This window comes from Acinetobacter sp. ME22 (genome assembly GCF_022012315.1).
Taxonomy (GTDB): domain Bacteria; phylum Pseudomonadota; class Gammaproteobacteria; order Pseudomonadales; family Moraxellaceae; genus Acinetobacter; species Acinetobacter brisouii_A.
Genome location: NZ_JAKLTL010000006.1, coordinates 218,389 through 236,909 on the forward strand (window position 1 = coordinate 218,389; position 18,521 = coordinate 236,909).

Annotated in this window: 27 protein-coding genes, 3 tRNA genes and 1 pseudogene; 27 read left to right on the top strand and 4 right to left on the bottom strand. The window is 42.7% G+C overall.

All coding sequences use genetic code 11. The features are described from left to right. Window position 1: 1 nt before the first annotated feature. The 24 genes and pseudogenes from rpsC to LVY74_RS10740 all read left to right on the top strand — a co-directional run. A pseudogene (gene rpsC, locus LVY74_RS10625) lies at window positions 2-815 on the top strand (30S ribosomal protein S3); the annotation flags it as partial. Continuing rightward, on the top strand, window positions 758-1,171 hold the full coding sequence (gene rplP / locus LVY74_RS10630) for a 50S ribosomal protein L16 (RefSeq protein WP_151708673.1): 414 nt from the start codon (window positions 758-760) through the stop codon (window positions 1,169-1,171). The pseudogene rpsC and the gene rplP, both read left to right, overlap by 58 nt. Further along, window positions 1,171-1,368 (top strand): 50S ribosomal protein L29, encoded by a 198-nt coding sequence (gene rpmC, locus LVY74_RS10635; RefSeq protein ID WP_004754241.1) that lies wholly within the window; start codon window positions 1,171-1,173, stop codon window positions 1,366-1,368. The genes rplP and rpmC overlap by 1 nt, the downstream gene beginning before the upstream one ends. Beyond that, entirely contained in the window at window positions 1,365-1,622 is a 258-nt protein-coding gene (gene rpsQ, locus LVY74_RS10640) for a 30S ribosomal protein S17 (protein WP_111895258.1), read from the top strand. Before rpmC ends, rpsQ begins: the two co-directional genes overlap by 4 nt. 92 nt (window positions 1,623-1,714) lie before the next feature. Further along, a complete protein-coding gene (gene rplN / locus LVY74_RS10645) occupies window positions 1,715-2,083 on the top strand; it encodes a 50S ribosomal protein L14 (RefSeq protein WP_004725701.1) in 369 nt (122 codons plus the stop codon). 9 nt (window positions 2,084-2,092) lie between these two features. Beyond that, on the top strand, window positions 2,093-2,410 hold the full coding sequence (gene rplX, locus LVY74_RS10650) for a 50S ribosomal protein L24 (RefSeq protein ID WP_111895259.1): 318 nt from the start codon (window positions 2,093-2,095) through the stop codon (window positions 2,408-2,410). Window positions 2,411-2,425: 15 nt separating this feature from the next. After that, complete coding sequence (gene rplE / locus LVY74_RS10655; protein WP_151708674.1) at window positions 2,426-2,962, top strand: 50S ribosomal protein L5; 537 nt, start codon at window positions 2,426-2,428, stop codon at window positions 2,960-2,962. Window positions 2,963-2,971: 9 nt separating this feature from the next. Continuing rightward, a complete protein-coding gene (gene rpsN / locus LVY74_RS10660) occupies window positions 2,972-3,277 on the top strand; it encodes a 30S ribosomal protein S14 (RefSeq protein ID WP_151708675.1) in 306 nt (101 codons plus the stop codon). An 11-nt stretch (window positions 3,278-3,288) separates the two neighbouring features. Beyond that, window positions 3,289-3,684 (top strand): 30S ribosomal protein S8, encoded by a 396-nt coding sequence (gene rpsH / locus LVY74_RS10665; RefSeq protein ID WP_111895261.1) that lies wholly within the window; start codon window positions 3,289-3,291, stop codon window positions 3,682-3,684. A gap of 13 nt (window positions 3,685-3,697) precedes the next feature. After that, window positions 3,698-4,231 carry a 50S ribosomal protein L6 gene (rplF, locus tag LVY74_RS10670; protein WP_111895262.1) on the top strand — a complete coding sequence of 178 codons (534 nt, stop codon included), beginning with the start codon at window positions 3,698-3,700 and terminating at the stop codon, window positions 4,229-4,231. Window positions 4,232-4,245: 14 nt separating this feature from the next. Beyond that, window positions 4,246-4,596, top strand: a complete 351-nt coding sequence (gene rplR, locus LVY74_RS10675; RefSeq protein ID WP_151708676.1) for a 50S ribosomal protein L18 — start codon at window positions 4,246-4,248, stop codon at window positions 4,594-4,596. Between the two features lie 2 nt (window positions 4,597-4,598). Then, entirely contained in the window at window positions 4,599-5,096 is a 498-nt protein-coding gene (gene rpsE, locus LVY74_RS10680; protein ID WP_151708677.1) for a 30S ribosomal protein S5, read from the top strand. Window positions 5,097-5,102: 6 nt separating this feature from the next. Further along, window positions 5,103-5,279, top strand: coding sequence for a 50S ribosomal protein L30 (rpmD, locus tag LVY74_RS10685; protein ID WP_004985357.1), 177 nt, complete (start codon window positions 5,103-5,105; stop codon window positions 5,277-5,279). A 3-nt stretch (window positions 5,280-5,282) separates the two neighbouring features. After that, complete coding sequence (gene rplO / locus LVY74_RS10690; protein WP_151708678.1) at window positions 5,283-5,723, top strand: 50S ribosomal protein L15; 441 nt, start codon at window positions 5,283-5,285, stop codon at window positions 5,721-5,723. Between the two features lie 45 nt (window positions 5,724-5,768). Continuing rightward, on the top strand, window positions 5,769-7,082 hold the full coding sequence (gene secY, locus LVY74_RS10695) for a preprotein translocase subunit SecY (RefSeq protein ID WP_171492547.1): 1,314 nt from the start codon (window positions 5,769-5,771) through the stop codon (window positions 7,080-7,082). Window positions 7,083-7,102: 20 nt separating this feature from the next. Further along, the gene (rpmJ, locus tag LVY74_RS10700; RefSeq protein ID WP_000867907.1) at window positions 7,103-7,219 is read left to right on the top strand and encodes a 50S ribosomal protein L36; all 117 of its coding nucleotides are present in this window, start codon (window positions 7,103-7,105) and stop codon (window positions 7,217-7,219) included. A gap of 110 nt (window positions 7,220-7,329) precedes the next feature. Beyond that, window positions 7,330-7,686, top strand: coding sequence for a 30S ribosomal protein S13 (gene rpsM, locus LVY74_RS10705; RefSeq protein WP_045792481.1), 357 nt, complete (start codon window positions 7,330-7,332; stop codon window positions 7,684-7,686). A gap of 19 nt (window positions 7,687-7,705) precedes the next feature. Further along, a complete protein-coding gene (gene rpsK / locus LVY74_RS10710) occupies window positions 7,706-8,092 on the top strand; it encodes a 30S ribosomal protein S11 (protein ID WP_001040166.1) in 387 nt (128 codons plus the stop codon). Window positions 8,093-8,104: 12 nt separating this feature from the next. After that, window positions 8,105-8,728: a 30S ribosomal protein S4 gene (gene rpsD, locus LVY74_RS10715; RefSeq protein ID WP_111895265.1), complete on the top strand. Its 624-nt coding sequence runs from the start codon at window positions 8,105-8,107 to the stop codon at window positions 8,726-8,728. Window positions 8,729-8,746: 18 nt separating this feature from the next. Then, entirely contained in the window at window positions 8,747-9,754 is a 1,008-nt protein-coding gene (locus LVY74_RS10720; protein WP_004754213.1) for a DNA-directed RNA polymerase subunit alpha, read from the top strand. 18 nt (window positions 9,755-9,772) lie between these two features. Next, window positions 9,773-10,138, top strand: coding sequence for a 50S ribosomal protein L17 (rplQ, locus tag LVY74_RS10725; protein ID WP_004754212.1), 366 nt, complete (start codon window positions 9,773-9,775; stop codon window positions 10,136-10,138). Window positions 10,139-10,240: 102 nt separating this feature from the next. After that, entirely contained in the window at window positions 10,241-11,692 is a 1,452-nt protein-coding gene (locus LVY74_RS10730) for a flavin-containing monooxygenase (RefSeq protein WP_237815041.1), read from the top strand. A gap of 80 nt (window positions 11,693-11,772) precedes the next feature. After that, entirely contained in the window at window positions 11,773-12,030 is a 258-nt protein-coding gene (locus tag LVY74_RS10735; protein ID WP_151708680.1) for an FAD assembly factor SdhE, read from the top strand. Further along, window positions 12,017-12,418, top strand: coding sequence for a hypothetical protein (locus LVY74_RS10740; protein WP_237815042.1), 402 nt, complete (start codon window positions 12,017-12,019; stop codon window positions 12,416-12,418). Before LVY74_RS10735 ends, LVY74_RS10740 begins: the two co-directional genes overlap by 14 nt. 115 nt (window positions 12,419-12,533) lie before the next feature. On the opposite strand, the gene LVY74_RS10745 is transcribed toward LVY74_RS10740, so the two are convergent. The 4 genes from LVY74_RS10745 to rnr all read right to left on the bottom strand — a co-directional run bounded on the left by LVY74_RS10745 (window position 12,534) and on the right by rnr (window position 17,930). After that, window positions 12,534-13,001, bottom strand: coding sequence for a hypothetical protein (locus LVY74_RS10745; protein WP_237815043.1), 468 nt, complete (start codon window positions 12,999-13,001; stop codon window positions 12,534-12,536). A gap of 11 nt (window positions 13,002-13,012) precedes the next feature. Beyond that, window positions 13,013-13,234 (bottom strand): YheV family putative zinc ribbon protein, encoded by a 222-nt coding sequence (locus LVY74_RS10750; protein ID WP_237815044.1) that lies wholly within the window; start codon window positions 13,232-13,234, stop codon window positions 13,013-13,015. Window positions 13,235-13,278: 44 nt separating this feature from the next. After that, the gene (locus LVY74_RS10755) at window positions 13,279-15,318 is read right to left on the bottom strand and encodes a M3 family metallopeptidase (protein WP_237815045.1); all 2,040 of its coding nucleotides are present in this window, start codon (window positions 15,316-15,318) and stop codon (window positions 13,279-13,281) included. A 167-nt stretch (window positions 15,319-15,485) separates the two neighbouring features. Next, the gene (rnr, locus tag LVY74_RS10760) at window positions 15,486-17,930 is read right to left on the bottom strand and encodes a ribonuclease R (protein ID WP_237815046.1); all 2,445 of its coding nucleotides are present in this window, start codon (window positions 17,928-17,930) and stop codon (window positions 15,486-15,488) included. 266 nt (window positions 17,931-18,196) lie between these two features. Between rnr and LVY74_RS10765 the strand changes: the two genes are divergently transcribed. The 3 genes from LVY74_RS10765 (at window position 18,197) to LVY74_RS10775 (ending at window position 18,500) form a co-directional block, all read left to right on the top strand. Beyond that, window positions 18,197-18,286 (top strand) — tRNA-Ser (locus tag LVY74_RS10765). A 9-nt stretch (window positions 18,287-18,295) separates the two neighbouring features. Next, window positions 18,296-18,372, top strand: a tRNA-Arg gene (locus tag LVY74_RS10770). Window positions 18,373-18,423: 51 nt separating this feature from the next. Beyond that, window positions 18,424-18,500 (top strand) — tRNA-Arg (locus tag LVY74_RS10775). Window positions 18,501-18,521: the final 21 nt, after the last annotated feature.

Here is an 18,521-nt window from a genome sequence, read left to right on the forward strand (position 1 = left end):
TATGGGTCAGAAGGTTCATCCAATCGGTATCCGCCTAGGTGTTGTGAAACGTCATAACGCTAACTGGTATGCGAATCCGAAACAATACGCTGAATACTTGCTTAAAGATTTACAAGTTCGTGAGTTTTTGACTAAAAAACTTAAGAATGCGATGGTCAGCAATATTCTTATCGAACGTCCAACAGGCGCTGCTAAAGTAACAATTAGCACTGCTCGTCCTGGTATCGTTATCGGTAAAAAAGGCGAAGACATTGAAAAATTACAGCGCGAACTTACCACTATTATGGGTGTTCCAGCGCAAGTAAGCATCAACGAAATTGATCGCCCTGACTTGGACGCTCGTCTAGTTGCTGAAGCTATCGCTTCTCAATTGGAAAAACGTGTCATGTTCCGTCGTGCTATGAAGCGTGCGGTACAAAACACAATGCGTGCTGGTGCTAAAGGTATCAAAGTTGAAGTTTCTGGTCGTTTAGGTGGTGCAGAGATTGCTCGTACAGAATGGTATCGTGAGGGTCGTGTACCTTTACATACACTTCGTGCTGACATCGACTACGCAACTATGCGTGCAGAAACAACTTACGGTACGATTGGTGTTAAAGTTTGGATTTTCCGTGGTGAAATCTTGGGTGGCATGAAACAAGTCATGAACCCAGCTCCAGCCGAAGAACGTCCAGCTAAACGCGGTCGTGGTCGTGGTGAAGGTCAAGAGCGTCGTGGTCGTCGTTCAGACCGTGCTGCAGACAAGGGAGAATAATCCATGTTGCAACCAAAACGTACCAAATTCCGTAAAGTGCAAAAAGGCCGTAACACTGGTCTTGCACATCGTGGTAGTACAGTATCATTTGGTTCGATCGCAATTAAAGCAACTGAACGTGGTCGTATGACTGCTCGTCAGATTGAAGCTGCGCGTCGTACCATTAGCCGTCGTATCAAACGTGGTGGTAAAATCTTCATCCGCGTATTCCCTGACAAACCAATTACCGAAAAACCATTAGAAGTACGTATGGGTAACGGTAAAGGTAACGTGGAATACTGGGTTTGCGAGATCAAACCAGGTAAGATCCTGTACGAAATTGAAGGTGTGAACGAAGAGTTAGCGCGTGAAGCATTCACTTTAGCTGCTGCTAAACTTCCGTTTAAAACCACTATCGTGACTCGGACGGTAATGTAATGAAAACTAAAGATCTACGTGAAAAATCGGTAGAAGAGTTGAAAGCTTTGCTTGATGAGCAACAGCTTAACCAATTCCGTCTTCGTATGGCAAAGGCAACTGGTCAATTGGGTAAATCTCATGAAGTACAAGTTGCGCGCAAAGCGATTGCTCGTATTAAGACACTCCTTACCGAAAAACAGGGGAACGGACAATGAGTGAAAAAACAGTCCGCACGTTAACCGGCAAAGTTGTAAGCGACAAAATGGACAAGTCTATTGTTGTTCTTATTGAACGCCGCGTTCAACACCCGTTGTATGGCAAATCAATCCGCCGTTCAACAAAATTACACGCTCATGATGAGAACAATACTGCTAAAACTGGCGATATCGTAACCATCAAAGAAAGCCGCCCAATTTCTAAAACTAAAGCTTGGACTTTAGTGGAAGTAGTTGAAGCAGCTGCTGAGTAATTAGACGTTCTTGTTGCATCATCGGTTAATTTCGAGTACGCTATGCGTCTTTCGAAATTGCGACCGGTGATGCTCGGTTTTGGAGTAGGGCAATGATTCAAACCGAAAGTATGCTCGACGTAGCAGACAACAGTGGTGCTCGCCGCGTACAATGTATTAAAGTACTTGGTGGTTCACATCGTCGTTATGCTTCTGTTGGCGACATTATTAAAGTTACTGTAAAAGAAGCAATTCCACGTGGCCGTGTTAAAAAAGGTGACGTGATGAATGCGGTAGTTGTACGTACAAAATTCGGCATCCGTCGTCCAGATGGTTCAGTTATTCGTTTCGACGATAACGCAGCTGTTATTTTGAACAACAACAAAGCTCCGATTGCAACTCGTATCTTCGGACCAGTGACTCGTGAACTTCGTACTGAACAGTTCATGAAAATCATTTCATTGGCTCCTGAAGTTCTATAAGAGGCGATCATGGCTAAGATTAAAAAAGGCGATCAAGTAATTGTGATCGCAGGTAAAGAAAAAGGCAAACAGGGTACTGTTCTGTCTATTTCTGAAGACCGTGTTAAGGTTGAAGGCCTTAACTTAGTGAAGAAGCACCAAAAGCCAAACCGTGTAACTGGCGCTGAAGGCGGCATTGTTACTCAGGAAGCTTCGCTTCATATCTCAAACGTGGCAATTTTAAATGCTACAACCCAAAAGGCTGACCGTGTTGGTTACCAAGTGATTGAAGGCGTGAAAACTCGCGTTTACAAATCAAACGGTGAACCAGTGGCGGTAGCGAAGTAATAGGTTGAAACGGCGATGGCCAGACTTAAAACACGTTACAACGAAGAACTTAAAGCTAAGTTACAAGAAGAACTTGGCATTAAGAATGTGATGGAAATTCCTCGCATCACAAAAATCACTCTGAACATGGGTGTAGGCGCAGCAGCAGCTGATAAAAAATTATTAGATGGCGCGCTTTCTGATATGCAAGCAATCGCTGGTCAAAAACCAGTGCTTACACTTGCACGTAAATCTATCGCAGGTTTCAAAATCCGTGATGGTTGGCCGATCGGTTGTAAAGTTACTTTACGCGGCGAACGCATGTACGAATTCTTGGATCGTTTGATCGCGATTGCAATCCCTCGTATCCGTGACTTTCGTGGTTTCTCAGCGAAATCTTTCGACGGTCGTGGTAACTACTCGATGGGCTTGAAAGAACAAATCGTTTTCCCTGAAATCGATTTCGACAAGATTGATCGTATTCGTGGTATGGATATTACTATCACTACTACTGCTCGCACCGATGACGAAGGCCGTGCGCTTATGCGTGCATTCGGCTTCCCGTTCAAATAAGAGGTCGATATGGCTAAGAAAGGTATGATTAATCGCGAATTAAAACGCGAAAAAACTGTTGCTAAATTTGCTGCAAAACGTGCTGAATTAAAAGCTACGATTGCAAATGTAAATGCAAGCGACGAAGAGCGTTTTGAAGCGATGTTAAAATTACAAGCATTGCCACGTAATGCATCTCCTGTACGTCTTCGTAACCGTTGTGGTTTAACTGGTCGTCCTCATGGTTATTTCCGTAAGTTCGGTCTAAGCCGTAACAAACTACGTGATACTGTGATGCAAGGTGATGTACCAGGCGTTGTGAAGGCAAGCTGGTAAGGAGCGACTAAATGAGTATGCAAGATACCGTTGCCGACATGTTAACACGTGTTCGTAACGCACAAATGGCTAAGAAATCAACTGTTTCTATGCCAAGCTCTAAATTGAAGGTTGCTATTGCAAACGTATTAGAGCAAGAAGGTTATATTTCAAATGTAGAAGTTGCTGACAATGAAGGCAAAGCTACTTTGACTATTACTTTAAAATATTTTGAAGGCAAGCCAGTTATTGAAACTGTGAAACGCGTAAGCCGTCCAGGTCTTCGCCAATATCGCGGTAAAGATAAACTTCCTAGCGTTAAGCAAGGTTTGGGTATTGCAATTGTTTCTACAAGCAAAGGCATCATGACTGATCGCGCTGCACGTGCTGCGGGCGTTGGTGGTGAAGTTATTGCTTTTGTTTCTTAATAGGTGATTCCTCATGTCTCGTGTGGCTAAAGCCCCAGTAACTGTACCTAACGGTGTAACAGTTACTCAGAACGGCCGGCAGGTCGAAGTGAAAGGCAGCAAAGGTACTTTGTCTTTCAACCTGCATGCGCTGGTCGAGCTAAAACAGGAAGAAGGTAAACTTCAAATTGCTCCAGTTAAAGAGTCGAAAGACGCTTGGATGCAAGCTGGTACTGCTCGCGCTGTATTGAACAACCTTGTTAAAGGTGTTAACGAAGGTTTTGAACGTAAGTTACAACTTATTGGTGTCGGTTATAAAGCTGCGATCAAAGGAAACGTGGTTAATTTAAACCTCGGTTTCTCGCATCCAATCGATTACACATTGCCTGAAGGTGTAACTGCAGAAACTCCAACAGCGACTGAAATCGTATTGAAATCAGCTAACAAGCAATTGTTGGGTCAAGTGGCTGCAAATATCCGTTCTTACCGTTCACCAGAGCCATATAAAGGTAAAGGTGTTCGTTACTCGGATGAAGTTGTTCTTCGTAAAGAAGCTAAGAAGAAATAAGGCGCGAGGTTCTTATGAACGAAAAGAAACAAACCCGTTTGCGTCGTGCGAAAAGCACACGCTTGCACATTCGTGCATTGGGTGCGACTCGTTTGTGTGTAAACCGCACTCCGCGTCACATCTATGCTCAAGTTATTTCAGCAGATGGTGGCAAAGTTTTAGCGCAAGCTTCAACTTTAGATGCTACTTTACGTGCTGGTGCAACTGGTAATATTGAAGCAGCGACTAAAGTAGGTGCTTTAATCGCAGAGCGTGCGAAAGCAGCTGGTGTTACCAAAGTTGCATTTGACCGTTCTGGTTTTAAATATCATGGTCGTATCAAAGCCTTGGCTGATGCTGCTCGTGAAAACGGCTTGGAGTTCTAATCATGGCTAAAGTTGAACAAAACGAAGGTCTTGTTGAAAAGCTGGTTGCCGTTGATCGTGTAGCCAAAGTTGTTAAGGGTGGTCGTATCTTCTCTTTCACAGCGTTAACTGTGGTTGGTGATGGTAATGGTCGCGTAGGTTTTGGTCGTGGTAAAGCACGTGAAGTTCCAGCTGCTATTTCTAAAGCGCTTGAAGCTGCTCGTCGTAACATGATCACTGTAGACCTTGCTGGTAATACTTTACAACATCCTGTGAATGCTCGTCATGGCGCAAGCCGTGTATACATGCAACCTGCTTCAGAAGGTACTGGCGTAATTGCTGGTGGTGCTATGCGTGCCGTTCTTGAAGCTGCAGGTGTACATAACGTACTTGCTAAATGTTATGGTTCTACAAATGCTGCTAACGTAGTAAACGCAACTTTCAAAGGTTTGCGTGATATGACTTCTCCTGAGAAAGTCGCTGCGAAACGTGGTAAATCAGTAGAAGAAATTCAAGGGTAATCGATCATGAAAACGATTAAAGTTACCCAGACTAAATCTGCTTCGCATCGCTTGAAAAATCACAAGCTTTGCCTTCAAGGTTTAGGTCTGCGTCGCATCGGTCATACTGTAGAAGTGCAAGACACTCCTTCTAACCGTGGTATGATCAATAAAGTCTACTATATGGTTAGTGTAGAGGAATAAGCCATGACTCTGCGTTTAAATGAGATTGCACCTGCAGAAGGTGCTAAACGCGAACACCGTCGTCTTGGCCGTGGTATCGGTTCAGGTGTTGGTAAGACTGGTGGTCGTGGTGTTAAAGGTCAAAAATCACGTAAAAGCGGTGGCGTACGTCCAGGCTTTGAAGGTGGTCAAACAGCGATTTACCGTCGTTTACCTAAATTTGGTTTCACTAGCCAAATCGCTTTAAAAACTGCTGAAGTACGTTTATCAGAACTTGCTAAAGTAGAAGGTGATATCGTTAGTCTTGAAACTTTAAAAGCTGCAAACGTAGTACGTCGCGATCAACTTCGTGCTCGTGTTGTACTTTCTGGTGAAGTAACTCGTGCGTTCACTGTTAAAGGTGTTGCATTGACTAAAGGCGCACAAGCTGCAATTGAAGCTGCTGGCGGTAAAGTCGAGGAGTAATCACTAGTGTCTATGTCTCCTAGTTCCTCAGGTCATGTCAACATGATGAAAGGCCAACCATTTCATGTGAAATACCGTGAAATTATTCGTCGGATGATTTTTCTCATCTGTGCATTGTTGGTCTTTCGACTAGGATCGCATATTCCGGTACCAGGCATTAATAATGCTGCACTTGAACGACTTTTTAATGCAAACCAAGGGACTATCCTTGGTTTGTTTAACATGTTTTCAGGTGGGGCATTGCAACGAATGTCTATTCTTGCCTTAGGGATCATGCCATACATTTCTGCATCTATTATTGTGCAGTTAATGTCAACAGTAATCCCTTCGCTCGAAGCTTTGAAAAAAGAAGGTGAGCAAGGTAAGCGCAAAATTAACCAGTATACGCGTCAAGGCACATTACTACTTGCTGTTGTTCAGGCAACGGGAATGTGTGCAGGCTTAATTAGTCAAGGAATCACTTTGACGAATGGCTTGGCATTTTATGTACCTGCTGTAACTTCTTTAGTTGCGGGTACGATGTTCTTGATGTGGCTTGGAGAGCAAATTACCGAACGTGGTATTGGTAATGGAATCTCAATGATTATTTTTGCAGGAATTGTTGCAAACCTTCCAAATATGGTTTTGCAGTTTTTCTCAGCAGATAGTCAAGTAAGTCTAATCGGTTTGGTTGTTTTTGCTTTGATTGCACTTGCTGTATTGGTGGCAATCGTATTTATTGAAAAAGCGCAACGTCGTATTTCAGTAAACTATGCGCAAAAGCAGCAAGGTCGTCGTATTTTTACGGCTCAGCAAACTCATTTGCCATTAAAAATTAATATGGCAGGGGTGATTCCTGCAATTTTTGCAAGCTCATTGTTGTTGTTCCCAGCAAGTTTGGGGCAATGGGTAGGAAGTGCTGATCCAAATGCTGGTGTAGTGAAGCGTACACTGCAAGATTTGGCACTTGTTTTGTCGCCTGGACATACTTTGTATTTGGTGCTCTTTGGTGCGTTAATTATCTTTTTCTGTTATTTTTATACGGCGCTTGTATTTAGTCCAAAAGAAGTAGCAGAGAACTTAAAACGCAGCGGAGCTTATGTGCCTGGTATTCGCCCAGGTGAGCAAACTGCTCGTTATTTAGATCATATTCTCAATCGTTTGACCTTTATTGGGGCAATATATATTACAGTAATTTGTTTAATGCCAATGATTTTGCAAAGTGCTTTTAGCATGTCAGTGAATATTGGTGGAACATCATTGCTGATTGTTGTTGTTGTTGTGATGGATTTTATGGCGCAGTTACAAGCCCATTTGACTTCACACCAATATGATAATCAAACGCTTATGAGAAAAACGACTGCTCATCCGAAGGGATAAGCGCACTTAGAGGTTTCATCATGAAAGTACAGGCTTCTGTAAAGAAAATTTGTGGTAGCTGTAAAGTTATCCGTCGTAATGGGGTAATCCGCGTGATTTGTAGCGCTGAACCTCGTCATAAGCAGCGTCAAGGTTAATTTTATAATCAAGACCTGTTGATTTCAGTAGGCGAATTGGGTTACTATCCGCCCCTCAAGAATTTGATGGGGCGGTTGATTATCTCGACCTGCCTTTTTGGAGAAAGTGAATGGCTCGTATTGCCGGTGTAAACATTCCGGATAACAAGCATGCTGTTATCTCCCTCACTTACATTTTTGGTGTTGGTCGCCACACTGCTAAGAATATCTTAGCTGCTGTTGGTATTGCTCCAACAACTAAAGTACGTGAATTGGATGATGCTCAGCTTGATGCGATTCGTGCAGAAGTTGCTAAGGTTCCTACCGAAGGTGACTTGCGCCGCGAAATTTCCATGAACATTAAACGTTTAATGGATTTAGGCTGCTACCGTGGTCTTCGTCATCGTCGTAGCTTGCCTGTCCGCGGTCAACGCACCAAAACTAACGCACGTACCCGTAAAGGTCCGCGCAAACCGATTAAAAAGTAAGATTTCTGGAAGCTAAAAGATGGCTAAAGATACTCGCACACGCAAGAAGGTCACTCGTACCGTCTCTGAAGGTGTTGCACACATTCACGCGTCTTTTAATAACACCATTGTAACGATTACCGATCGTCAAGGTAATGCATTGGCTTGGGCTACCTCAGGTGGACAAGGCTTCCGTGGTTCACGTAAATCAACTCCGTTTGCTGCTCAGGTAGCTGCTGAAGTTGCTGGTAAAGCAGCTTTGGATTACGGTTTGAAAAATCTGGACGTCCTTGTAAAAGGTCCTGGTCCTGGTCGTGAGTCTGCGGTTCGTGCATTAGGCGCAGTGGGTTATAAGATTAACAGCATTACCGATGTGACACCAATCCCTCACAACGGTTGCCGTCCACCTAAAAAACGTCGCGTGTAAGGAGAAACATTCATGGCTCGTTATATTGGTCCAAAATGCAAACTCTCTCGCCGCGAAGGGACAGACCTGCAACTTAAATCTGGCGTTAAACCGTTTGACGTCAAAACTAAAAAGCATGCAAAAGCGCCTGGTCAACATGGCCAAGCTCGCGGAAAGCAATCTGAGTACTCACTACAATTACGTGAAAAACAAAAAGTACGTCGTATGTACGGTGTGTTAGAGCGTCAATTTAGTAATTACTATAAAGAAGCAGCTCGTGTTAAAGGTGCAACAGGTGAGAACTTGTTGAAATTGCTTGAAAGCCGCCTTGATAACGTAGTTTATCGCATGGGTTTTGGTTCTACACGTGCAGAAGCTCGTCAGTTAGTATCTCACCGTTCTATCACTTTGAATGGCCGTCGTGTAAACATCGCGTCTATCCAAGTTAAAGCTGGTGATGTTATTGCTGTTCATGAAGGTGCTAAACAACAATTGCGTATCAAAAATGCAATTGAATTAGCGACTCAACGTGGCATTCCTTCTTGGATTGAGATTGATCATTCTAAGTTTGAAGGTACGTTCAAAGCTGCACCAGATCGTTCAGATCTACCTGCTGAAATCAACGAAAGCTTGATTGTAGAATTGTATTCTAAATAATCCTTGAGGTAGCAATAAATGACGCGTACTGCAAACGAGTTTCTAACTCCGCAAGCGATCAAGGTCGAAGCGGCAAGCGGGACCTCGGCAAAAGTGATTCTGGAACCTTTAGAGCGTGGCTTTGGTCACACTTTGGGTAATGCTTTACGTCGCATTCTATTGTCTTCTTTACCTGGCGCTGCTGTGGTTGAAGTAGAGATAGAAGGTGTCGAGCACGAGTACAGTACTTTAGAAGGCTTGCAGCAGGACATCGTCGAGCTCTTGCTGAACCTTAAAGGATTGTCTATTAAGCTGTTCGATCAAAACGAAGCTTACCTAACATTAGAAAAACAAGGTCCAGGAGACGTAACAGCTGCTGACCTTCGTTTACCTCATAATGTTGAATTGGTGAATCCTGAGCATTTGATCGGCACATTAAGTGCTACAGGCGCATTGAAAATGCGTTTGAAAGTGTCTCAAGGTCGTGGTTATGAAACATCTGACTCACGTTTCCCTGAAGGTGAAACACGTCCAGTAGGTCGTTTGCAGTTAGATGCTTCTTATAGCCCAATTAAGCGCGTGTCTTACACCGTAGAAAATGCGCGTGTAGAACAACGTACTGACCTTGATAAGCTGGTCATTGATCTTGAAACCAACGGTACAGTTGATCCTGAAGAAGCAATCCGCAAAGCGGCAACAATCTTGCAACAACAAATTGCAATTTTTGTTGATCTTCAGAAAGATCAAGCTCCTGTTGCTCAAGAACCTCGCGAAGAAGTTGATCCAATTTTGCTTCGTCCAGTAGATGATCTCGAGCTTACTGTTCGTTCTGCTAACTGTTTGAAGGCAGAAAATATTTACTACATTGGTGATCTTGTTCAACGTACTGAGGTTGAGTTATTAAAAACTCCTAACCTAGGTAAGAAATCGTTGACTGAGATTAAAGATGTTTTAGCTTCGAAAGGCTTGCAACTCGGCATGCGTTTAGAAAACTGGCCACCAGCTAGTTTACGCATGGACGATCGTTTCGCCTATCGTAGCCGTTAATTAAGTAGGACTATCACCATGCGTCATCGTAATAGTGGTGTGAAATTAGGCCGTACAAGCAGCCATCGTAAGGCGTTGTTCCAAAACTTAACAAATGCTTTAGTAGAGCATGAGTTAATTAAAACAACTTTGCCTAAAGCGAAAGAACTTCGCCGTGTTGCTGAGCCTTTAATCACTTTAGCTAAAAACGATACAGTAGCAAACCGCCGTTTAGCGTTTGCTCGTACTCGTAATGCAGCAACTGTTGGTAAATTATTTACCGTTCTTGGCCCTCGTTACAAAGAACGTAACGGCGGTTATCTACGTGTTCTTAAAGCGGGCTTCCGTGCAGGTGATGCTGCGCCGATGGCTTACGTTGAGCTAGTAGATCGCGAAGTTAAATAATTTCGCAAAAGAACTTAGTTGCTCGAAAAAGGTCGGTTTATACCGACCTTTTTTTATGGGGAAATCAGTTAGAATAATTCAAAACACAAGATGATATTGCCAATGGAACATCATGTCGATGTATTGATTATTGGAGCAGGAATTTCAGGAATTGGCGCAGCTGTACATTTGCAGCAGTCATGCCCTAAGCTCAGTTTTAAAATTTTAGAACGCCGCTCAAATATTGGGGGAACTTGGGACTTATTTCGCTACCCAGGAATCCGATCCGATTCAGATATGTCAACGTTGAGTTATCAATTTTATCCGTGGTTAAAAAGTCAGACTTTAGCAGATGGTCAATCTATTCAGGATTATTTAGAAGAAGTCGTAGATCACTATAATTTGTCTACTTTGATTGAATTTGAAAAACAGGTCAAAGCAGCTAATTACGATACTCAGAGCAAATATTGGCGATTGCATGTAGAAAATGACAAGCAGCAAGTTGAAACTTGGCAAGCACGTTTTATGATTAGCTGCACGGGTTATTATAATTATGATCAGGGCTATTTACCGAATTTTCCTCAGCAAGACAATTTTCAGGGTCAATTGATTCATCCTCAGCATTGGCCAGCTGACCTGAATTATGAAAATAAGAAAGTGGTCATCATCGGTAGTGGAGCAACGGCAGTCACGCTTGTCCCTGCGTTAGCCAAATCAGGTGCTCGACATGTCACCTTATTACAACGTTCTCCGAGTTATGTCGCTAAAGTATCAGCTCAAGATTCAACCTATCAATTGCTACATCGGCATCTTTCAGCAACATGGGCCTATCGTTTTGTTCGTGGTCGAAATATTTTGTTGCAGCGCATCATTTTTCAGATGGCTGAAAGCATGCCAAAGCTTACGAAACGTTTGCTACTTCAATCTGTTGAGCAGGAATTGCAAGGCAAAGTCGATATGCGACATTTCACTCCAAATTATTCCCCTTGGGATCAACGTTTATGTGCCGTCCCAGAAGGGGACTTATTCCAAGTATTACGTGAGGGTGAGGCAAGCATTGTCACTGATCATATTGATCATTTTACGCCATCAGGGATTCAGTTACGGTCAGGAGAGCATTTAGATGCTGATTTGATCATTTCTGCCACAGGTTTACAGATCCAGTTGTTGGGTGGTTTACAACTGACAATTGATCATCAACTTGTGAATTTGGGTGAAAAAATGCTGTATCAGGGAGTGTTGCTGAGTGATGTTCCTAATTTTGCTTTGATGATTGGTTATAGCAATGCATCGTGGACGTTAAAAGTGGATATCGCTGCGCAGTATGTATGCCGATTACTTAAATATATGCACAAACATCATCATAAAGAAGTGGTTGCACACACCGATGTTCAACAGCGTACTCAGCAAGGCATTATGGGTAAATTGTCTTCAGGTTATTTGCAACGTGCTACAGATATTATGCCGAAGCAAGGAAAACGTTTACCTTGGCGAATTTCCCATAACTATTTACTGGATAAATTTATCTTAAAGTACGCAAGTTTTCGCGATAAAAATTTAAGCTTTCGTGACTAAATAAAATCCTGAATTGAGCTATTTCGTTTTTTTAAATTCTTGTTACACTACTTGCCATAATAATGGGACTGGAAATCAATATGTCAGACGATATTAGTTTAGAAGAACGTAAAGTCATCTACCGTGCACGTCGTGGGTTAAAAGAAATTGATGTGTATTTTGATCCGTATGTTCGTCAATATTATTTGCAAGCAAGCCCCGAAGAAAAAGCTTTATTTGCTGAGTTAGTTGATCAGGAAGATCCTGATTTACTGGACTGGTTTATGGAAGTGGGTGAACCTCCACGCCCTGAAATTAAAAATTTGATTGTGAAACTGAAGCATTATGTCCATCAATAATCTGAGTTTTCAGTTAAAACCAAGCAAGATTGCTTGGTTTTTTCAATTTGTGTGCTATGTCGTGTTGCTTATACTGAGTTATTCTGCATTGCCATGGTATTTGGTTTTATTAATCATTCTGCTGGCGAGTTTGGCTTGGATTTGGTTTCGACTAAAACAACAGAATATTGCTGTGCTTGCACAACTTGAATCTGAGTTGTGGACTGTCGATCATCAACAATTACACTTAATTCGATTGGTTGATCATGGCATATATATTGTGCTGTTCTGGCAAGAAGAACAGCCGCCATGCGTCATTTGGTGTGATCAGCTTAGCTTGCAAAAATGGAAACAACTGAAAATTTTGGCCAAGCTATACCGCCCTCAATTGACCGAAATGACCAAATAAAAATAGATTTGGGCGAATGTTTAAACTGAAGTTCCGAACTATGCTGTACTCTACAAGTTTTACCTTTGACAAGCAGCATAATACAGAACCGTGATTATGCTGCTTTTTTTTATCATTACTGCGCTTTTTGTTGCTCAGCAAGTTGTTGTTCAAGAAGCTTAATTTGTTCTTGTTTGAGTCTGATTAATTTATCAGCATCGCTATGTTGGGCTTTTAGAGTCGCTTCTTGATGTTTCAATTGCTTTTGAATATCTTCAAGTTTGGATACTTCTTCTTTTGCTAAAGATGGATTTTCAGGTACGGGCTGTTTCAGTACGCTATCATCAACCAAATTTTTCGTTGGTTGAGTTGTTTTAGGTTCTGAAGCTGTTGTTATTGGTTCAGATACTGTAACACTAGGTTCGGATGATGCAACAGGTTGTGCCATAGGAGGAGCTTGTGTTTTATGTTGTGCAGTGGCAGGTATTTGGGTTGTAGGAGCAGTCACAAACCATGATTGCCAAACAAATACAGCTAAACAAATGGCAAAAAGAACGCCAACAATAATCCAAAGTAAGAAAGAATTTGATTTATTAGTTTTCATAATCGTGTCAATTAATGGTTTGACGGAGTGGCGTGACGTGGGCGAAATTGAATAACACCCACCTCATCTGCTACAGCTGGAGTTTCAGGTTCCTCGACATGTGTTGGTCGATTTTCACTGTAGCCACATTCAATACATTCAATCCATTCATGATCATTTTCAGTGAGCATCACCACACGATCTAACGCTTCACATTTTGGACATTTTGCACCTGCAATGAATCGTTTTTTCATAAGATGATACCTATACCATGAATCATGAATTTTAAGCGCATAGTTTAAGCGTTTTTAGGCGCTTTCGTCCAACCCTGATGACGTAATAACGCATCAATTTTAGGCTCACGACCACGAAAATGTACAAAAGCATCAAGTGCAGTGTCTTTACCGCCGACGGCTAAAATCGCTTTACGGAATTCGTGTCCAGTGTCTGTGTTGAAAATTCCTTCATGTTCAAAGCGATCAAAAGCATCACTGGCTAAAACCTCTGCCCATTTGTAAGAGTAATAACCTGCAGCATAACCCCCAGCGAAAATATGGCTAAAACTGTGCTGGAAGCGGTTATATGCTGTGGTTGGTAAAACAGAAATACGCTGACGAATCTGGTTCAAAGTGTCTTGGATTTGGGCTGTGTTAAGTGCAGGTATATGTTGATGAATTTCAAGGTCAAACAAGGCAAATTCAAGCTGACGTAAGGTTTGCATGCCAGATTGGAAGAAACGCGCATCGAGTAGGGCATTGAGTAAATCTTGCGGTAAGGTCTGCTTGGTTTCAATGTGTTCACTGATTAGGTCTAGACTAGCTTTGTCCCATGTCCAAAATTCCATAAATTGACTTGGAAGTTCTACGGCATCCCATGCGACACCATGTGTTCCTGCCACTGAAATATTGTCGACTTCGGTCAGGAGGTGATGTAAGCCATGTCCAAATTCATGGAATAAAGTCGTGACTTCATCATGTGTCAATAGAGCAGGTTGATCACCTACAGGTGGGGTAAAGTTACAGACCATATAGCAGATAGGTTTTTGTAGGGACAGTGCGGTTTGCATACGTGAACGGAAACCACTCATCCATGCACCACCACGTTTGCCATGACGTGCATATAAATCTAAATAGAAACCGCCCAGCACTTGTCCTTGATCTTCAATTTCAAAATAACGTACATCGGACTGCCATACAGGTGCAGCACGTTCCTGAATCTGAATGCCATATAAACGATGTACAATTTCAAATAAACCTTGCACGACTTTGGGTGCAGGGAAATACGGTTTTAAGGCTTCTTGTGACAGGTTAAATTGTTGCTGTTTAAGTTTTTCTGAATAGAAGCTACTGTCCCAAGGTTGTAATTCATCAATCCCATCTTGTGCGGCAATGGCTTTTAACTCGGCAATTTCTTGTAAGGCAGGCGTGCGAGCATGTTCAGCCAGTTCATTTAAAAATTCAAAAACAGTCGCGACATTCGGCGCCATTTTGCTGGCAAGAGAATATTCAGCGTAGTTCTCAAAACCGATCAGTTGCGCCATTTCCTGACGTAAACTCAAGATTTCCTGCATAACCTCGGAGTTATCAAATTCAGTATGCTGAGACTGCTCAGAAGCACGTGTGGTATAGGCTTTATACAGTTCTTCACGTAAAGCGCGGTCATGTGCATAGGTCATGATTGCCAAGTAAGATGGAAAATCCAGCGTGGCAACCGCTTGTTCTAATTCGCGTTGCTGACCATATTGTTTTAACAAGGCAACACTACTTTCGGGTAAACCTTGTAATTGAGCCTCTTCAAGGGGTTTAAAGTAGGCTTGTGTAGCATCTAAAACATGATTTGAAAAGTCTGAAGACAATTGAGACAAACGCGCAGAAATTTCTGCATAGCGCTGTCTGGCTGCACCTTCAAGTGCCACACCTGAAAGTTTAAAGTCACGTAATGCAAGACGAATCGCACTTTGCTGAGCAGGGGTTAACGTTGAAAATTCCGTACCATCATGAAGATGTTGATAAGTCTGATACAGCGCCGTATGTTGACCAAGTTGCGTATAGTATTCACTGAGGAGGGGGAGTAGTGACTGATAAACTTCACGCGTTACGGCATTGCTCATAACTGAATTTAAATGTGCCAACACACCCCAAGACTCGCTCATATTATTTTCAAGGGTGTCCATTTGCTCAAGCACTTGCGTTTGGGCAGAAAAATCACTTGGTGCTTGAGTCAGTTCACTGAGAAACTTTAATCCTGCTTGAATCTGTTGCTGAATTTGCTCTTTTAATTGATCGAGTTGAATCTGATCAAACTGAGGAGTAGGAAGTGTTGCTTGTTGTAATGTCATGCGTTGTGCCAAAAATATAAACGTTATTTCTAGATTTAAGGCTTAAAGTGACAGAAATCAAGGGTGATGGACGAGGTTCTTAAATGAAACGGTGGTTTTCTCATTGAATTGGAAGGGAAGAGATAGAAAAAGTAAAAGAGCCGAAGCTCTTTTACTTTTATGTTGAATCAATCCTGCCGAGTTTTGGCATTGGATTTTTTCTTTTTCACTTTGTCTTTTTTCTTGGCTTTGTCTTTACTTTTCGCTTCAGCTTTTACCGTGGATTTTTTCGCTGGTTTTTTGCCATAAGAACTCGGTTTATTTTTGTCCTTTTTCTTACGGACAGGTTTCTCACCCGCTTCTTGTGGCTCAGCAGAGGGTGCTACAACTTCTGGCTGATTGAAGACTTGCTCACGCAGTGTAGATTTGCTACTTGCACGTGGCGCACGACTGCGAATGGCTCGACCTGCATGACTAATCTGTTTCAGTAATTCAAAGTCAATTTTTCGTTCTTCAAGATTCACGCCAGCGACTTTAATATTCAACTCATCGCCTAAGCCAAAGATCTGACCACGGTTTTGCCCAATCAGTGTTTGACTGGCAGGGTCATAGACAAAGAAGTCATCACCAAGTTGGCTAATATGAATCATGCCATCGACATATAAGTCTTTAAGCGTGACAAATAAACCAAACTCAGCCACAGCACTGATGGTACCGACAAATTCATCACCCAAATGCTGTTGCATATAGTGGCATTTTAACCAAGTCGTAACGCTACGTGATGCTTCATCGGCACGACGTTCAGTTTGTGAGAAATGCTCACCCGCATCATCGAGTGCTGCACCTGAAAGCACAGGCTTTTTCTTGCCTAAATGCGCTTTGATGGCACGGTGCAAGAGCAAGTCTGGGTAACGACGAATCGGAGAGGTGAAGTGGGTATAGGCTTCATAAGCCAGACCGTAATGTCCTGCATTTTTTGCGCCGTAGAATGCTTGCATCATTGAGCGTAATAACACTGCATGAATACTGGCTGCATCAATACGGTCTTTGGTGGCTTCGATGACTTTTTGATAATCGGCTTGTGTTGGCTGCTCAGGGAATGGAATACCTAAATTCAACAACTTTACAAAGTCACGAACTTTTTGAATGCGTGAGAACTCAGGGGCTTCATGCACACGGTACAGCATTGGAATATCATGTTCTAAAGCGTATTCTGCGGCTGCAACGTTGGCGAGCAACATACATTCTTCAATCAGTTTGTGGGCATCGTTACGGGTGCGAGGCAAAATTTCTTTAATGCCGCCCAACTCATCAAAAGTCATATAAGTTTCAACCGTCTCAAACTCCATGGCATGACGTTCGGCACGCAAGCCTTTCAGGGTTTGATAGAGTTGGAACAAGATATTGATCGACTTACGAATTTCACGATCTTCAGGAATCGCCTGAGAGTCACCTTCCAAATATTTTCCGACTTGGTCATAAGTCAAACGGGCTTTGGAATGCATCACTGAAGGATAAAACTCAAAGCCAGTCACTCGGCCTGCACGCGATAATTTCAAATCGCAGACCATACATAAGCGGTCAACGTGAGGGTTTAACGAGCACAAACCATTGGAGAGTGCTTCAGGTAACATCGGCAAGACAAAGTGTGGAAAATACACCGAAGTCCCACGGTCTTGTGCTTCATTATCTAAAGGTTTTTCTAAACGCACATAATGGCTGACATCGGCAATCGCCACCACGACACGGTAGCCACCGCCCGAACGTTTTTCTGCATAGACGGCATCATCAAAGTCGCGAGCATCTTCACCATCAATGGTGACGAGCGCTAAATCACGTAAATCGACACGTCCTTGAATATCTTTTGCTGAGGGTTCCTTAAAGCTTTCGGCTTCTTTAACCACTTCTTCAGGAAATTCATACGGTAAACCAAACTCTAAAATAGTTTGAGGAATAATGATTTCCGTGTTGGCTTTGTCTGCCATCGACTGAACAATATGTCCTGTCGCCAGCTCTTCACGCGTCGGATAATCATCAATCGCAACACGTAAACTGTCACCAACTTTGGCCTGAGCATGTTCAATCAGTTGTTTTTCGAGCGTAATCGGCTGATGGCTGTTCGGCGTACTTGGCTGAATAAAGTATTCACCTTCATGTTCTGCCAATTTGCCAATCACTTGTTTGACGCGGTGTTGTACAACTGCAGCAATATGTCCCCAAGCTTTACCTTTGCGATCGACCGAAGTTTGACGGACTTTGACGCGGTCACCGTTAAAGACTAAACGCAATTCGCGCTCAGGCAGTAATAGATCATCTTGACCATCAATATGTGCTGAGCCGAGTCCTTTACTGTTGATATAAACCGTCGCGTCATGCGTTGGCTGGTCGGTCATGAGTTGAAACTTCAAGCCATCCTTGCCCAATTGACCATCTCGTACCATAGCACTCAGACGATGGCTCAGTGCTTCAATGCTTTTTTGATCTTGTAAGTTGAAATGATCAACCAGTTCAGCATGTGATTGAGGTGTTTCGAGTTGTTCGAGGCTGGTTAAAATGAGAGTACGGCTAGGAATTGGATTGTCATAACGCTCCGCTTCCGCTTTGGCTTCAGGATCGACCCAGTTTTTCATCATATTGTGTGGCTTCTTATCAGCAGATAGGTTTAGCATAAGTCATGCAGAAATAGACTGCACGTAATTCATTGCAATAATGTGTTGAAGTGTCAGTTTTTTATGCGTATAGGAGATGCATGTGATTATGGTAGCAATAAAATCGCCTAAAAAATCAGCTAAAATGCGGAAATTGTTTAAAAAATAGATGATTGAATCAAAAAACATGAAAAAAACAAAAACTTTACTTGATGAGCTGCATTTTAGTTTGTATTATTGCGTCCTGTTACGGTGAGATGGGTGAGTGGCTGAAACCACGTCCCTGCTAAGGACGCATACGGGCAACTGTATCGAGGGTTCGAATCCCTCTCTCACCGCCATTTACTTACGCGCTCATAGCTCAGCTGGATAGAGCACTTGGCTACGAACTAAGGGGTCGGGAGTTCGAATCTCTCTGAGCGCACCAAGTAAATTAAATAGGCAGACGTAACGCGCCGATATAGGCAAACAAGTATATGCGCTCATAGCTCAGCTGGATAGAGCACTTGGCTACGAACTAAGGGGTCGGGAGTTCGAATCTCTCTGAGCGCACCAACTTGATAAAATACCGCTTTT

What these genes read in the sequence shown, in the direction of transcription:
- secY (WP_171492547.1), top strand. Translation starts at nt 5,769, where the DNA reads ATGAAAGGCCAACCATTTCATGTGAAATACCGTGAAATTATTCGTCGG.
- rplE (WP_151708674.1), top strand. Translation starts at nt 2,426, where the DNA reads ATGGCCAGACTTAAAACACGTTACAACGAAGAACTTAAAGCTAAGTTA.
- LVY74_RS10755 (WP_237815045.1), bottom strand. Translation starts at nt 15,318, where the DNA reads ATGACATTACAACAAGCAACACTTCCTACTCCTCAGTTTGATCAGATT.
- rpmD (WP_004985357.1), top strand. Translation starts at nt 5,103, where the DNA reads ATGAAAACGATTAAAGTTACCCAGACTAAATCTGCTTCGCATCGCTTG.
- LVY74_RS10735 (WP_151708680.1), top strand. Translation starts at nt 11,773, where the DNA reads ATGTCAGACGATATTAGTTTAGAAGAACGTAAAGTCATCTACCGTGCA.
- LVY74_RS10745 (WP_237815043.1), bottom strand. Translation starts at nt 13,001, where the DNA reads ATGAAAACTAATAAATCAAATTCTTTCTTACTTTGGATTATTGTTGGC.
- rplF (WP_111895262.1), top strand. Translation starts at nt 3,698, where the DNA reads ATGTCTCGTGTGGCTAAAGCCCCAGTAACTGTACCTAACGGTGTAACA.
- rpsH (WP_111895261.1), top strand. Translation starts at nt 3,289, where the DNA reads ATGAGTATGCAAGATACCGTTGCCGACATGTTAACACGTGTTCGTAAC.
- rplQ (WP_004754212.1), top strand. Translation starts at nt 9,773, where the DNA reads ATGCGTCATCGTAATAGTGGTGTGAAATTAGGCCGTACAAGCAGCCAT.
- rpsN (WP_151708675.1), top strand. Translation starts at nt 2,972, where the DNA reads ATGGCTAAGAAAGGTATGATTAATCGCGAATTAAAACGCGAAAAAACT.
- rplN (WP_004725701.1), top strand. Translation starts at nt 1,715, where the DNA reads ATGATTCAAACCGAAAGTATGCTCGACGTAGCAGACAACAGTGGTGCT.
- rpsE (WP_151708677.1), top strand. Translation starts at nt 4,599, where the DNA reads ATGGCTAAAGTTGAACAAAACGAAGGTCTTGTTGAAAAGCTGGTTGCC.
- LVY74_RS10740 (WP_237815042.1), top strand. Translation starts at nt 12,017, where the DNA reads ATGTCCATCAATAATCTGAGTTTTCAGTTAAAACCAAGCAAGATTGCT.
- LVY74_RS10720 (WP_004754213.1), top strand. Translation starts at nt 8,747, where the DNA reads ATGACGCGTACTGCAAACGAGTTTCTAACTCCGCAAGCGATCAAGGTC.
- rplX (WP_111895259.1), top strand. Translation starts at nt 2,093, where the DNA reads ATGGCTAAGATTAAAAAAGGCGATCAAGTAATTGTGATCGCAGGTAAA.
- rpsD (WP_111895265.1), top strand. Translation starts at nt 8,105, where the DNA reads ATGGCTCGTTATATTGGTCCAAAATGCAAACTCTCTCGCCGCGAAGGG.
- rpsQ (WP_111895258.1), top strand. Translation starts at nt 1,365, where the DNA reads ATGAGTGAAAAAACAGTCCGCACGTTAACCGGCAAAGTTGTAAGCGAC.
- LVY74_RS10730 (WP_237815041.1), top strand. Translation starts at nt 10,241, where the DNA reads ATGGAACATCATGTCGATGTATTGATTATTGGAGCAGGAATTTCAGGA.
- rpsM (WP_045792481.1), top strand. Translation starts at nt 7,330, where the DNA reads ATGGCTCGTATTGCCGGTGTAAACATTCCGGATAACAAGCATGCTGTT.
- rpmC (WP_004754241.1), top strand. Translation starts at nt 1,171, where the DNA reads ATGAAAACTAAAGATCTACGTGAAAAATCGGTAGAAGAGTTGAAAGCT.
- rpsK (WP_001040166.1), top strand. Translation starts at nt 7,706, where the DNA reads ATGGCTAAAGATACTCGCACACGCAAGAAGGTCACTCGTACCGTCTCT.
- rplR (WP_151708676.1), top strand. Translation starts at nt 4,246, where the DNA reads ATGAACGAAAAGAAACAAACCCGTTTGCGTCGTGCGAAAAGCACACGC.
- rpmJ (WP_000867907.1), top strand. Translation starts at nt 7,103, where the DNA reads ATGAAAGTACAGGCTTCTGTAAAGAAAATTTGTGGTAGCTGTAAAGTT.
- rplO (WP_151708678.1), top strand. Translation starts at nt 5,283, where the DNA reads ATGACTCTGCGTTTAAATGAGATTGCACCTGCAGAAGGTGCTAAACGC.
- rplP (WP_151708673.1), top strand. Translation starts at nt 758, where the DNA reads ATGTTGCAACCAAAACGTACCAAATTCCGTAAAGTGCAAAAAGGCCGT.
- LVY74_RS10750 (WP_237815044.1), bottom strand. Translation starts at nt 13,234, where the DNA reads ATGAAAAAACGATTCATTGCAGGTGCAAAATGTCCAAAATGTGAAGCG.
- rnr (WP_237815046.1), bottom strand. Translation starts at nt 17,930, where the DNA reads ATGATGAAAAACTGGGTCGATCCTGAAGCCAAAGCGGAAGCGGAGCGT.